Source organism: Rhizobium sp. AN68 (assembly GCF_030758035.1).
Classification (GTDB): Bacteria; Pseudomonadota; Alphaproteobacteria; order Rhizobiales; family Rhizobiaceae; genus Agrobacterium; species Agrobacterium tumefaciens.
This window is the reverse complement of sequence record NZ_JARWMI010000001.1, coordinates 617,659-629,781: the sequence shown is the minus strand read 5'-3', so window position 1 is coordinate 629,781 and position 12,123 is coordinate 617,659. Positions and strand designations below refer to the sequence as shown.

The window sequence follows — 12,123 nt, the reverse complement described above, 5'->3', positions numbered from 1 at the left end:
TGAAACTGCTAACGAGTTACGCAAAAACACCAATTGCTAATTCGCGCACGTGCCGAGGATCGGCGACATCAGCTTGATGTGGGCATCAATCCGTTCCAATACTCTATCGGGTAGAACAGCTCGTTCAGGCAGAGACCACCAAGACTGGTTGACGCGCTCGACGGTCTCCGTAACAGCCTTCAGCACAGCAGCTTCAGGCAGTCGCGCGCGATGCGCGAAGACTTTCCATCGCTGGGCGTTCATTGCCTTGAACGGCCTTTCACCGGCCAGCGACAGTGCCATGGCGTCCGACGGAATGTAAGGGACTGTCGAGAGCACATCATAGACTGGGGCGAGTGCCGGCTTGTTGCCCTTCCCATAATAAATCAGCGACCAATTCTTGAGGTGCATGTCGCCATTTCCTGTCAGGACTGCCAAAGCCAGTCGTCGGACGAACTCGAGGGCTGCCGCTGAAGAAACGGCGACCCCAATAGCCACAGCGATATCATGATATGAGGCCCCCTCATATTTTCGAGACGGATAGACGCCGAATACCTGTGCGAAATCTTCGATATGGATGCGTTCACCACCGGCAACGCGATCGAAACGTTTGACGAGGAGGACTTTGCCGTCGGACAATGTCTCAAACTCCTCCGGAATACCCTCGAACTGCGATTGTTCCACGAGTTCGCGTTCCGGCACGTCCATACCAATCGCTTCGGCCAATGCGAGATTTGCAAATTCGTTTCCCGAGACACCGGGAAATGATGTCGATGGAAACTTGGCGATATATGAACCCTGCTCGTCGCCTAAGGGGATCGTCAGACCGCCGCCCTTGCCTGTGTTTTTGATGACGGAGAGTTTCATTTGCACGCCGGCGAGCGAAAACCGGGCCTTCGGTCTCGGGGGTGTCAAACCCTCATTACAAACAACGCTGCCTTCGCTCGGCACAATTCGGACAGCCCCCGGCAGATCGGATCCGAGTGTTGCAAGCAGGTCGAAATCATTTCCTGCTCGCACGCTGCCTGAATGGTGCTTCTCCATCGCCTCGCGCAGTTTATCCTCTGGAAGAAGGTTCGCAAAGAACGATGGCAAAGCCCTTGCGACAGGCTTCGGGTCCTTCCGCAAACCCCCATGTGCCGCGCGAAATGACAAACTGAGCACTGGGAAACCACCCGTCTGACGATAGCTCTGCTCAAAGCTGAACGCGTTGAAGTCTCCCGGCGTCCTCACGATCATGCCGACCTTCAGGTCATTCAGCAGCACGTCCATTGAGGTTATAGATCTTGGATCAAGAGGCGCATCAGACATTGCCATCACCATCAGGACTGGCGACGAAAGCAGCAAGGTCATCTTCGGCGCCACCTGGCTGCAGTAAAGCTTCAACCGCCGGGACCATCGCTTGAGGGATGAGCATCAGTTCCAGACCAAGCGCACGACCAATGTTGATCAGAGTGGTCGTACGGGCAGCGCTGGCTCCAGCCTCAATCTCGCGGTACCGCGGTCGCGATATACCCGCCATATCCGCAACCTGCTCCTGGGTGAGGCCCAAAGTCTTGCGCGACGTCTTGAGCAGCCGCCCTATGTCCTGAAGAGCCTCCGAACCCGACTTCATATGATACCTTAACGATTCATCTTTCCCATTATGATATGTTTACGTATCTCACAGCATCTGCTCATGTCAAACGAAATGCCGCCAATAGGGATCATATCAGACTAAAAGATCTTCTTACAGATCAATTTTATTTCCTCCACTGAGACAATCTGGGCAACGAAACTGGAAGCACCCCGCAATACACCCTTCTTTAAAAGACCGCTCCTATCCCCCGGGCAACATGCCTGCCGAGCAGGAAGACAAGGCATGAGGATTGGCTTCATCGGGGCCGAGCACATCAGTAAGGCACTGGCCCGGCTTGCAGTCGCGAACGGACATACCGCGACGCTCAGCAATTCGCGCGGACCAGAACCCCTGCGCGAGGCAGCGGCCGAAATTGGTTGTCAGGCCGCTGTTGTATCCGACGTGCCCTCGTCCAGCGATGTGATGGTTCTCACAGTGCCGTTCGCAGCTTGCACCGCAGTTCCTTGATGGCAAGATTGTCATCGATGCGAACAACTACTACCGGGATAGGGATGGATGTATCGATGCGCTCGACCAGCGCGAGACGAAAACGTCGCAACCGATCGCAAACCAATTCCAAGGGTCGACGATCATCAAGGCGTTCAAGGCCATTCTGGAGAACGACCTCCTCGATCCTGTTGCACTTCCAAACAGAGCTAAGTGTGCCTTGCCGATTGGGGGTGACGATGCCGCCAACAAGGTGATTGTGACCACCCTACAAGCGGAGTTCGGGTTCGATACTGTAGACGTCGGCCCCCTCGCTGATAGCTGGCGTTTTGAGCGGGCCAAGCCCGCTTACTGCATCCCGCTCGATAAGGACGGTGTCATTGCGGCACTCGCTGCGGAGGAACGGGATAAGGAACTCCCAGAGGGGTCGTGGAGGCGTTAGCCCAACAAGGGGCGGCTCAACGAAGGGGCCGCCACTTGAATTCGCGACCTTCGGAGTGAAAATGTTAGGTGCACTCATTGTCCGCTATGGGCGAAATTGGACTTTGCTCGAACTCGTTTCGCTTTAAGTAAGCGCGAAAGCGCTTGACCTCAACCCGCCGATTAGAGAAGCGCCGCATCGCAGAAGGCCGGACCGACTACCCCGGCGAAAACGCTCCATCAACTTCTGCTTATGCGGCTTCGCTCATAGCAACCCGGCCCAGTTCCGCCGATAGCCATGGATCAACCGACAGATCTCGCTGCCCACAACGCCCTCGGATATCCACTATCGTCGCTGAGTTGAAGACGTTTCCATCGTCAGGAGGCGTCTTCCCGAGTGCCACCGTCGTCAGGCAGGCAGCTTCATCTGCTTGCGCAGGCTCTTGTCGAAAGCGCTTGCGGGTACGAAGCGTCGCAGGAAATGCAGTTGCCGCGCCGCCTTGGTGGCGGGGTAGCGCAACTTCGGCGACTTTACTGTCGCCGCCTTCACGACGGCTTCCGCGACAAGCTCCGGCGCATCGCCTGCCTTGATGGCACTGTTCCACACGGCTTCCGTTGTCTTGCGGCCCGCATCGTAGACGCTCGTCATGCGGTCGGGCTGTTTCGCGTTGTGGTCAAGCGCCGTGTTCGTAAAGGCAGGCTCGACCAGGAGGACCCTGATACCGAGCGATCTGACTTCGTGATCGAGAGACTCCGAGTAACCCTCGACGGCATGTTTCGTGGCGGTGTAAAGCGCGCTGAACGGACTGGGAATGAAGCCAACCACCGAACTGATGTTTATGATGCGCCCGCTACGCTGCCTGCGCATGATCGGTAGGACCTCGTTAGTCGTCCGGACGATCCCGAAGACGTTGAGATCGAAAATAGCCTGCGCCTGTTCAACGGATGATTCCTCGGCGCCACCGATGAGGGCCCCGCCCGCGTTGTTAACGAAGATGTCGATACGGCCAGTGCGGCTGACGACTTCGGCGACCATTGCAGCCACCGAAGCGCTGTCGGTCACGTCGCATTCAAGCATCGTGATCCCCGCGACCGTCCCCGTCCTCGCCTTCCGACTTGTTCCAAAGACCTGGTAGCCGGCCGACACCAGAGCCTTGGCCGCGGCAAGACCGATCCCGGATGCCGCGCCAGTGACGACGGCGACGCTACGATTGTTCGTGTTCATTTCAATTCCTTTCGTTCGCCCGATACAGGGCGGTGTTGATGGCGCGGGAGTTGCAAGGGGTCCCCGCGAGGTCGAAGTGTCATGAGTTGGAGCGGTATCGCGCGGCGGGTTCGGAGTTGCTAAAGCCTGCGGCCAAGACGCCACGCGCCTGCTCGAAGGCATCCCATGCGGCGACGTCGGGCACGGGCGGGATCGTCACCAGCTCCTTCCGGTCAAACCCGATCAGCGCCGCGTCGACGAGGTCTTCCACTTCCATCAGGTTCTGGACACGGTTGATGTCACCTCCTGCCCGCTCGAAGATTTCCGTACGTGTCGCGGCGGGCAGGACAGCCTGGACGTATACGCCCTTGGAAGAGACTTCTGCGGCTAGGCTCTGCGACATGGTCAGCACATAGGACTTGGTGGCGGCATAGATGCCGTGGGAATATTCGGGTAAAAGCGCCAGCACCGAGGCGATGTTGACGATCGACCCGCTGCCCCGCTCCACCATGCCCGCGATTACCGCGGAAGCCAGTAGCGTCGGAGCGACGACGTTGAGACGAAGCAGTGTTTCCATCGCCGCAGGATCGGCCGACGTGAATCCGCCGAGCAATCCTGCCCCGGCGTTGTTGACGAGAATGTCGATAGACGGCTCTGCCTTCAAGCGTTCGGCGACCGTGCCGAGTTGCGTCGGGTCTGTAAGGTCGGCCGTGATGTTCTCGACGGCGATGCCATATGCCAGGCTAAGTTCGGCGGCCAGCGTTTCGAGGCGATCGGTCGCCCGGGCGACGAGAACGAGGTCATGTCCCCGAGCGGCTAGCCGTCGTGCGTAGACGGCGCCGATACCGCTGGACGCTCCGGTAATGAGTGCGATGGTCATAGAGGTTCCTTCCGTCGGTCGCGTGACGGCCGATAATTGGTGGCATGAGGAGACATGGGGTTTGCGGACTCAGCCGCGATGCTTGATGTGAAGCATGGGATAATGCTCGTAGTGGCCAGCGCCGTTTTGCACGATCGGGTCAAGCGAGGTCAGCGCCTCGATATTTTCGTCGTCTTCAATCTGATAAAGCGAGACGCCGTAACCGCCAGCGGGGTCCATGACAGGCCCGTGCGCCACGATTTTACCTTCCCCGAGAAGCCTGTCGAGATAAGTGCCGTGCTGGCCCATCCAGGTCTTTTCGTCGGTCGTCATCGTGGCGAGGAAATCCGGGCGCGGGGGTATGTATTTGCAGAGATAGAACTTCATCGTCGTCTTCCTGATGGGGACTGGGCACTGGCTGTTTTCGACGGCCAACAGAAATTTACGCTGGAATGTCGATGGATAAAGGGTTACTATCATTTTAGGAGTAAGTCACTACCAAAATGAGATCCACATGAAAAATCTTTCGAACCAGCCATGCCTCATTGCCCGGAGCCTTGCTCTCGTAGGCGATGCATGGAGCATGCTGATCATGCGCGACGCCCACGCCGGGTCCACGCGGTTCGACGAGTTTCGCAAAAACCTCGGAATTGCGCCGACACCGCTGGCGACACGTTTGGCTGCCATGACGGAAGAAGGACTTCTCGAAAAGCGCCGCTACTCGGAACGCCCACCTCGCGACGAGTATGTCCTCACCGATGCAGGGCGGGACTTTCTCCCGGTCCTTTTCGCGCTAGCGGCCTGGGGCGGAAAGCATCGCGGCGGTGGCGAGTTCACCCGCTTCTTCGATGAAGGCTTGGGCACGGAAATCGAGCCGGTGATGATCGATAGAACCACGGGCGAACTCATCGGGACGCGTCCCATCAAGATCGTGATGCCTGGCTGACGTCGATCTATGGCGATCTTTTCACTTGGTGTTTCCGCATGTCACCGCTTGGTTGAGCGCACGGCGGCCCTCACAAGCACGTCGGTCGAGAGCAGTATCGTGGACACGAGGGCTGCGACCGACAGAAGCCCTGCCATTCTCTCCGAATAGCGCACCGTCTCGGTGTCGACCGACTTCGCTGTTGAGTAATAATGATGGTCGTCCGGTAAACTGTCGTGCGACAGGATGTGAACCCGTGCACCCGCCGGAAACGGAAATTATTTCCGCGTAGTGGCCATTTCCAGTTCCGAACGCCTTGATGAGATACCGGCGACCCCGTCGCTTGGGTCACTTGTATTTGCATCAATTTGCGCTCGGAGTGCTCGGTCTTAGGCCACGCAAAGCGGGCAAAACGCTATGGACAGCCGCAACAGGAAAAACAGGCCATTCGGATTTGATGAAGATTGGACCCGCGGCAATCATATGGCTGACATTTGTGATAAAAAGATCAAAACATCCAGCCCCCCAGAGCGCCACCGCCTTGAGTTTATGTCCCCTATGGGTTACATAAACTCATGTTCACGATTAGGCGCACCCGTGATTATGCGGACTGGATCAAAACGCTAAAAGACTTTCGTGCTCAAGCTCGAATTGCCGACCGCATTGACCGTCTCGCTGCGGGAAATCCTGGGGATGTGAAGCCCGTCGGCGAAGGCGTGAGCGAACTCCGCATTAATTATGGGCCTGGTTATCGTGTCTATTTTGTCCGGGACGGGTCGGTCGTTTATGTTCTTCTTTGCGGTGGCGACAAGGGTACCCAGGACAAAGACATTCGATTAGCTAAAAAACTAGCACAGCAATTGAAGGAGTAATCGCATGCCACTTGAGACATTTGAGTACGACTCCGCCGAATTCCTTGAGAGTGAGGAAGCGATCGCTGAATATCTTTTAGCTGCTAGCGAAGATGGAGACGCAAACCATATCGCTCGCGCTCTTGGTGTTGTCGCGCGCGCGCGCGGCATGTCGGATCTCTCTCGGAATACCGGACTTACACGACCTGCTCTCTACCGAGCATTAAGTGGCGATGGCAACCCAGAGTTTGGGACGATTGCGAAGGTAGCTGACGCCCTTGGTTACAGGCTAAATCTTGTTTTGAAATCCAGCAGCGGTTCGAACGCCGCGGCGAAGTGAACGGCACATTCGAACGTTTTCTAAACGCTTTTTGGGCTCGAGACAGACCGAGGTAGCCGATTTCTCATGGTTTAAGCTCTTGAAAAGAACCGAACCGGCGACTGGGTTGGTCATACGGCTTAATTGTATGAAAATACGTCAATGGCGCCGCAACACTGAAATGTCGGGATTTTGCAAAGTAAAAATGACCAACCTCTTCTACTTGCCTCTTCAACACGCGACCCTTGCTCCAGCAATTTAGCCCCCGGCTGGAGCGGCTGGGCCGAATTGTGAGGGTAGGAAGGGGCGGCGGGTCATTTGCCCCTTTGGCTTTAACTTCCTCGATTCACGGCAGGGCAGTCTGCTTTGCTCCGATACTGTTAAAAACTCCAGCAGGCAGCATTTCGTTCGGGCTCACTGAAACAATATTGCGCATATCGAGCTCCGCCAACACGTCAAACGCAAAGTGGTTTCACCTCTCCCGCACCGTCGGAAAACTATACCTGACGATCCGGGCAAGGCGCGCCCTTTCCGATGCTCAGGGGAGTTTCTCAACAGTATCCTCCCTCAGCAGACATCATCGAAACAGGGCCATCCAATTTTCTTCAGTGCTTTTGGAACAAAAGCGCCTTGAGTTCCGTATACTAAATCATGGACCCGAAGAACCGACCGTTTGACGTTATTGGACAGCGATCGAGCTTGCAGCGTTTTGCTCGTTCACTCGTGCGGAACTCCAACGATGCAGACGACCTCGTACAGGACGCGCTTGTCAAAGCATACGAACGGCAACGCTCTTTCAAAAGCGATGGAAACCTGCGTCACTGGCTCCTGTCCATCCTGCACAACACGCATGTCGACCGCTACCGATCAGCCTTGGCACGACAGCGCTCTATTCCAACGGGTGCGAAGGTATAGCTGCCACGCCCTTGATTTCCACAAGAAGACCGGGATGGGCAAGTTCAGAGACGCCGATGCAAGTCCAAGCGCATGTTCCGCGGGGGAAAATCCGGTCCTTTACCTTGCGAAACGTATGCATGTGCTGCTGTAACCCGACATGGTATGTAGTCAATTCGACAACATCTTCGAAACTGCCACCTGCCGCCGACAAAACGGTAGCTAAGTTTTCCCAACACGCTTCGAATTGCTTCTCTGGGTCGTTGATGACATTCATGTTGGCATCGCGTCCAACCTGGCCCGCGCAGAAAAGGAGGTTTTCGACGCGTACTGCAGGGACATAGCCTGCCCGCTCCACAATGGCCTTCATTGCCAGCGGCACGATAATTTCGCGATTCACTAATGATCCTTTCTTCGTCTGCATAGGCTAAACCAAATTAGCGAAGTGAGCGCACTGATGCGGGGCGGTCATTGTGTTGACCGCCTTACCCGGAATTAGATTGAGACGATCAGGCAGGGCTCTTTGCCAATAACAAGTGACCGCCTAGCAAAAACAAAGCCGTTCCGGAGATGGTTTTGATCCTTTTGGCGATGTGCGGGCGATTGAGAAAACCGGTGACGCTGCCGATAAGGAGGACAACTACGCCGTAGAAACCTAGAGCGATCAAGGCATGTGTGAGTGCAAGCGCGGCGCCATTTACAAGCACGTCCTGTTGGTGGCCCTCCAAGAATTGGGGGAAGACCGCAACGTAAAAGATCGCCGGTTTCGGATTGAGGAAGTTGCTGAGATATCCGCGAACGAAGGCTTTCGGAGCTGTCAGGCTCATTGGAACCCGGCTTGGAATTATGACAGATGCATCCAGACCGCGCAGCGACAAGAGAGATTTAATCCCCAGCCAGATGAGATAGGCTGCGCCCAACAGTTTCATCACTGTGAACAAGATTGCCGAAGCTGCGATCACCGCCCCCACTCCAACAAGTGCCAACGTGGCATGAGAAACGATGGCTGCGGCGAACCCGAATACCATCCCGAAGCCGGTCAGCTTCGTGTTACTCGGCGAATTGGCTAGGAGCAAAGCAAGGTTGGGTCCCGGTGTCACCACGATCATGGTAACGATAGAGATGAATATGAAGTACTGATGCAGAGGGATGGACATGGCAACGACCTTGCGGTTTGGGCACAATTAGAGCGTACTGAATCCGGCCGTTTTCCGGCCTTGATCATACGAAGGAATTCGGGTCGAGACAAAGTTATCGGGCACGGTGCTCCCGGGCAACAGATATGCAGACCACCGTTTCAACGAGGCTGAAAAGTTGAGACATTCTACAATCATCGGAGTGCGCTCCTGCTGTACCTTCCATGGCGATCTGCATTGAAGGCCCGCGACGACATCAGGCTTTAAAGCGCGATGTTGGATCGCGGGAACCCCTCTGATGACAACGTTTGTCCTTGGTGCAGCGATCACGTCACTGCCAAGGCACGAGTTCAAACTCGCAAACGCTGCAGCTAGTGAATTTGCAGAGTTACCGCGGTCCTTTTCTGTCAGTCGACAGCTTCCGCGGCCTCCTCGATCACCTTCGCAACTGCAGCCGCCTGCGAGATATAAATAGCGTGACTACCGTCGATCTCCGTCACCGTTGAACCGGCACGCTTGTACATCCAGCGCTCAAGGTCCGGATTGATCGTCATGTCGTCTTTCGCAACAATCCCGTAGCTGGGCTTGTCGTGCCAGGCGGCAACAGGCACCAGCGCACCAGTGGCAGCAACGGCAACAGGCATCTGAGACCGGGCCATGAACTCACCCAGATCCTTGGGCAGATCCGCCCCGAAATCCGCAGCGAACTTTGCCGGGTCGATGAGCAGGAAGCCGTCCTTTGTCGGCTTGATATCGTTGGTGGGTGACGGCATCGATTGGAGCAGTTGTGCGGTGCTTTCGCCCTTTTCTGGCTGCAGTGCCGCAACATAGACAAGTGCCTTGACCTTGGCATCATCACCTGCCGCCGTGATGATCGTGCCCCCATAGCTGTGGCCGACGAGAACGACGTCCCCGTCCTGCTGATCAATCACGCTCTTCGTGGCTGCAACGTCCTCATCCAGGCTTGTCAGTGGCTGCTGGACAATGCTGACATTGTAGCCGTCGCGGGCCAGGATGTCATAGACGCTGCGCCAGCCCGAACCATCCACGAGCGCGCCATGAGCAAGCACGTTGCGCGCATCCGCTAAGGCTGGGGGTGTTACGGCAACGGAAGACAAAAGCGCGGCAATGAGGCCAACGGCCACTTTACTGAAGTTCGACATGGTCGGTAGTTCCTTGAGTTTTGTGCTTGGATTAACTGAGGCTTTGAAATCGCCTGAAGGACATGTCTCTCCTCTATCCAAGGAGAGACGGTCGTGATCGCTTGCGCTTACTGCTTGACGACAATTGGCGCCTTGATCGGCACCCGTTCATAGAGGTCGATAATGTCCTGGTTGAGCAGGCGCACACAGCCGGACGAAACGGCCTTGCCAATCGAACGCCATTGCGGATTGCCGTGCAGACGATAGAGCGTGTCCCGGCCGCCGGCGAAGATGTAGAGCGCTCGCGCACCGAGCGGATTTTTCAGGCCCTGCTCCATGCCGCCGTTCTCGATCGAGTATTTGGCGAGCTCCGGCTGACGCGCGACCATTTCGTTCGGCGGTTTCCAACGCGGCCATTTCTGACGCCACTGAATGACGCCGTTGCCCTGCCAGGCAAAGCCGTCGCGCCCAATGCCGACCCCATAGCGCATTGCGGTTCCTCCCGGCTGAATCAGATAGAGGAAGCGCGAGGGGGTATCGACAACGATCGTTCCGGGCGCTTCGCCAGTCGGGTCGAGGACCTGCTGACGATAGTAGCGCGGATCGATCTGCTTGTAGGGAACCGCCGGGATCAGAAAGCCGCCATCCTCGGTAGGACCGTACATGACGGCCAATTCGGAATCTGTCGGTGCAGGTGCGATGTGGACAGGGCCGATCGGATCCTTGAGAGGCGTCGACTGTCGCCCCACCATCCGGCCCGTGCCAGCGGTGGAGGCGCACCCTGCCAGGGCCGAGCCCGCAGCGATCGCCGAAAGCGACAGGAGGCTGCGGCGGGATAACGAGGTATCAAAGCTCACGCTCGATCCTCGTCCTGCCACCTGCGCAGATCCGTCTGGTCATGATAGGCCATGCGATCAGGCGTAGTGATAAACTCAATCATCGTGCCCCACGGCGTGCGGCAATAGCAGACCTTGTTTCCAGGACCTTGTTCGGTTGCGTAGGGAATAGCGCGTGGCGCCGTAAGGGCTGTTCCGCCGGCTTTCTCAAAGCGCTCAACCGATGCGTCGATGTCGTGGGTATAGACACCAAAATGCGTAATGCCGAAGTCGCTCGGTGTAACCGCCTGCGCTTGTTTGGGGCCGTACATTTCGAAGAGCTCAATATCTGGCCCGGTACCGATCTTGACCATCGCCTGCGCGCGCACGACCGTTCCGGGGTAAGCACCAGTGGCCCGCTCGAACTCGGGTCCCTGCCTGGCCGGATCCTGCGGCCCGAACGATTGGTAGATCACCTGGCCGCCAAAAGCTCCCACCAGGAACGATTTTGCTGCCTCGATATCGGGCACTGTGATGCCGATGTGATTGACGCCGCGAATTTGAGGTGCAGTCATGACAGTTTTCCTTTCTCGTTGAATCGATGAACGCGATCGGGCTCAATGTGCCCGGATCGCAGAGTTCACTTGGCCTTGAAGAAATCGATGAGAGCAGCGGCCACTTCACCCGGGCGCTCGTCCGCCACATAGTGACTACAGCGGGCAATCGAGCCGCCCGTAACATCTGTGGCGAACTCATTGAGCATCGGGACCATATGAGCACCGAAACGCTGCTCCCCGCCGAGACCTAAAACCGGAATCCGGAGCGGTCGCTTCTTGTATTCCAGCGCGGCCGCATGGTCGGCGGTCAGTGTGCGATACCATTCCAATCCACCGCGCGTGCGACCCGGAAGTGCCATCGCTTTCGCGTAGATCTCGATGTCTTCTGGATTGAAGGAGCTGTGATCGTAAAACCGCTCCGCCATGAAGGCCGAAACATAATCATATTCGCGGCCATAAATCAGGCGTTCCGGCAGATCCCGATTAGCATGGAACGCGAAGTGCCAGATCTTTGCCGTCGTCGCCTCCCACTGGCTCCAGCCAGGAAGCGGAACATCGAGGACAGCAAGGTGAGTAACCGAATCTCGATAGATAGCGGCCAGCGGCAATGCGACCATTCCGCCAATGTCATGGCCACACACGGCATAGCGATTATGCCCAAGGGCGAGCATTACTTCGTGCGCGTCGCGCGCCATCGTCGCCTTGTCATAGCCGTCAAGCGGGCAGTCGGAAAAGCCCGCACCGCGCAGATCAATCGCCACCACGCTAAAATGTTCGGCCAGCAGCGGCATGACGTGGTGCCATTCCCACCAGGTTTCCGGCCAACCGTGAAGCAGAAGGATCGGCGGGCCGGAGCCCCCCGTGGCGGCATTGATCCTGATGCCATTGACCGGCACCAGCTGCTGGGCAAACCCTTCCAATGTTGGGATCATAACTCTTTCCCGTCGATGTTGATGT

At 56.9% G+C, this 12,123-nt stretch carries 15 protein-coding genes and 1 pseudogene; 5 read left to right on the top strand and 11 right to left on the bottom strand.

Annotated features, from left to right (window positions below; all coding sequences use genetic code 11):
- Window positions 1–36: 36 nt before the first annotated feature.
- On the bottom strand, window positions 37–1,290 hold the full coding sequence (locus tag RBH71_RS02960) for a type II toxin-antitoxin system HipA family toxin (protein WP_113556477.1): 1,254 nt from the start codon (window positions 1,288–1,290) through the stop codon (window positions 37–39).
- Window positions 1,283–1,594 carry a helix-turn-helix domain-containing protein gene (locus RBH71_RS02955; protein ID WP_003519119.1) on the bottom strand — a complete coding sequence of 104 codons (312 nt, stop codon included), beginning with the start codon at window positions 1,592–1,594 and terminating at the stop codon, window positions 1,283–1,285. The genes RBH71_RS02960 and RBH71_RS02955 overlap by 8 nt, the downstream gene beginning before the upstream one ends.
- Window positions 1,595–1,840: 246 nt before the next feature.
- On the opposite strand from RBH71_RS02955, the gene RBH71_RS26595 reads away from it, so the two are divergent.
- Window positions 1,841–2,065: an NAD(P)-binding domain-containing protein gene (locus tag RBH71_RS26595; protein ID WP_003519121.1), complete on the top strand. Its 225-nt coding sequence runs from the start codon at window positions 1,841–1,843 to the stop codon at window positions 2,063–2,065.
- Between the two features lie 808 nt (window positions 2,066–2,873).
- On the opposite strand, the gene RBH71_RS02950 is transcribed toward RBH71_RS26595, so the two are convergent.
- From RBH71_RS02950 to RBH71_RS02940, 3 genes are all read right to left on the bottom strand, one after another.
- Window positions 2,874–3,689 (bottom strand): oxidoreductase, encoded by an 816-nt coding sequence (locus tag RBH71_RS02950; RefSeq protein WP_065706105.1) that lies wholly within the window; start codon window positions 3,687–3,689, stop codon window positions 2,874–2,876.
- 79 nt (window positions 3,690–3,768) lie between these two features.
- A complete protein-coding gene (locus RBH71_RS02945) occupies window positions 3,769–4,548 on the bottom strand; it encodes an SDR family NAD(P)-dependent oxidoreductase (RefSeq protein ID WP_003519125.1) in 780 nt (259 codons plus the stop codon).
- A gap of 69 nt (window positions 4,549–4,617) precedes the next feature.
- Window positions 4,618–4,914, bottom strand: a complete 297-nt coding sequence (locus RBH71_RS02940; protein WP_003519127.1) for a YciI family protein — start codon at window positions 4,912–4,914, stop codon at window positions 4,618–4,620.
- Window positions 4,915–5,041: 127 nt separating this feature from the next.
- Between RBH71_RS02940 and RBH71_RS02935 the strand changes: the two genes are divergently transcribed.
- The 4 genes and pseudogenes from RBH71_RS02935 to RBH71_RS02920 form a co-directional block, all read left to right on the top strand.
- On the top strand, window positions 5,042–5,473 hold the full coding sequence (locus RBH71_RS02935) for a winged helix-turn-helix transcriptional regulator (protein ID WP_112157831.1): 432 nt from the start codon (window positions 5,042–5,044) through the stop codon (window positions 5,471–5,473).
- A 554-nt stretch (window positions 5,474–6,027) separates the two neighbouring features.
- On the top strand, window positions 6,028–6,324 hold the full coding sequence (locus tag RBH71_RS02930; protein ID WP_003519134.1) for a type II toxin-antitoxin system RelE/ParE family toxin: 297 nt from the start codon (window positions 6,028–6,030) through the stop codon (window positions 6,322–6,324).
- A 4-nt stretch (window positions 6,325–6,328) separates the two neighbouring features.
- A complete protein-coding gene (locus RBH71_RS02925) occupies window positions 6,329–6,643 on the top strand; it encodes an addiction module antidote protein (protein WP_003519136.1) in 315 nt (104 codons plus the stop codon).
- A gap of 630 nt (window positions 6,644–7,273) precedes the next feature.
- Window positions 7,274–7,525, top strand: a pseudogene (locus RBH71_RS02920) (sigma factor); the annotation flags it as partial.
- On the opposite strand, the gene RBH71_RS02915 reads toward RBH71_RS02920, so the two are convergent.
- The 6 genes from RBH71_RS02915 to RBH71_RS02890 all read right to left on the bottom strand — a co-directional run bounded on the left by RBH71_RS02915 (window position 7,512) and on the right by RBH71_RS02890 (window position 12,098).
- Window positions 7,512–7,940 (bottom strand): RidA family protein, encoded by a 429-nt coding sequence (locus tag RBH71_RS02915; protein WP_035253014.1) that lies wholly within the window; start codon window positions 7,938–7,940, stop codon window positions 7,512–7,514. The pseudogene RBH71_RS02920 and the gene RBH71_RS02915 sit on opposite strands and share 14 nt — an antisense overlap.
- An 85-nt stretch (window positions 7,941–8,025) precedes the next feature.
- The gene (locus RBH71_RS02910; protein ID WP_113556478.1) at window positions 8,026–8,673 is read right to left on the bottom strand and encodes a LysE family translocator; all 648 of its coding nucleotides are present in this window, start codon (window positions 8,671–8,673) and stop codon (window positions 8,026–8,028) included.
- A 386-nt stretch (window positions 8,674–9,059) separates the two neighbouring features.
- The gene (locus RBH71_RS02905) at window positions 9,060–9,815 is read right to left on the bottom strand and encodes an alpha/beta hydrolase (protein ID WP_323687056.1); all 756 of its coding nucleotides are present in this window, start codon (window positions 9,813–9,815) and stop codon (window positions 9,060–9,062) included.
- A 107-nt stretch (window positions 9,816–9,922) separates the two neighbouring features.
- On the bottom strand, window positions 9,923–10,651 hold the full coding sequence (locus RBH71_RS02900; protein WP_112361300.1) for a L,D-transpeptidase: 729 nt from the start codon (window positions 10,649–10,651) through the stop codon (window positions 9,923–9,925).
- A complete protein-coding gene (locus RBH71_RS02895) occupies window positions 10,648–11,184 on the bottom strand; it encodes a VOC family protein (protein WP_113556468.1) in 537 nt (178 codons plus the stop codon). Before RBH71_RS02895 ends, RBH71_RS02900 begins: the two co-directional genes overlap by 4 nt.
- A gap of 65 nt (window positions 11,185–11,249) precedes the next feature.
- Complete coding sequence (locus tag RBH71_RS02890; protein WP_113556469.1) at window positions 11,250–12,098, bottom strand: alpha/beta fold hydrolase; 849 nt, start codon at window positions 12,096–12,098, stop codon at window positions 11,250–11,252.
- Between the last annotated feature and the right edge of the window lie 25 nt (window positions 12,099–12,123).

Coding starts and splice junctions, on each gene's coding strand:
- RBH71_RS02960 (WP_113556477.1), bottom strand. CDS start 1,290: ATGTCTGATGCGCCTCTTGATCCAAGATCTATAACCTCAATGGACGTG.
- RBH71_RS02955 (WP_003519119.1), bottom strand. CDS start 1,594: ATGAAGTCGGGTTCGGAGGCTCTTCAGGACATAGGGCGGCTGCTCAAG.
- RBH71_RS26595 (WP_003519121.1), top strand. CDS start 1,841: ATGAGGATTGGCTTCATCGGGGCCGAGCACATCAGTAAGGCACTGGCC.
- RBH71_RS02950 (WP_065706105.1), bottom strand. CDS start 3,689: ATGAACACGAACAATCGTAGCGTCGCCGTCGTCACTGGCGCGGCATCC.
- RBH71_RS02945 (WP_003519125.1), bottom strand. CDS start 4,548: ATGACCATCGCACTCATTACCGGAGCGTCCAGCGGTATCGGCGCCGTC.
- RBH71_RS02940 (WP_003519127.1), bottom strand. CDS start 4,914: ATGAAGTTCTATCTCTGCAAATACATACCCCCGCGCCCGGATTTCCTC.
- RBH71_RS02935 (WP_112157831.1), top strand. CDS start 5,042: ATGAAAAATCTTTCGAACCAGCCATGCCTCATTGCCCGGAGCCTTGCT.
- RBH71_RS02930 (WP_003519134.1), top strand. CDS start 6,028: ATGTTCACGATTAGGCGCACCCGTGATTATGCGGACTGGATCAAAACG.
- RBH71_RS02925 (WP_003519136.1), top strand. CDS start 6,329: ATGCCACTTGAGACATTTGAGTACGACTCCGCCGAATTCCTTGAGAGT.
- RBH71_RS02915 (WP_035253014.1), bottom strand. CDS start 7,940: ATGCAGACGAAGAAAGGATCATTAGTGAATCGCGAAATTATCGTGCCG.
- RBH71_RS02910 (WP_113556478.1), bottom strand. CDS start 8,673: ATGTCCATCCCTCTGCATCAGTACTTCATATTCATCTCTATCGTTACC.
- RBH71_RS02905 (WP_323687056.1), bottom strand. CDS start 9,815: ATGTCGAACTTCAGTAAAGTGGCCGTTGGCCTCATTGCCGCGCTTTTG.
- RBH71_RS02895 (WP_113556468.1), bottom strand. CDS start 11,184: ATGACTGCACCTCAAATTCGCGGCGTCAATCACATCGGCATCACAGTG.
- RBH71_RS02890 (WP_113556469.1), bottom strand. CDS start 12,098: ATGATCCCAACATTGGAAGGGTTTGCCCAGCAGCTGGTGCCGGTCAAT.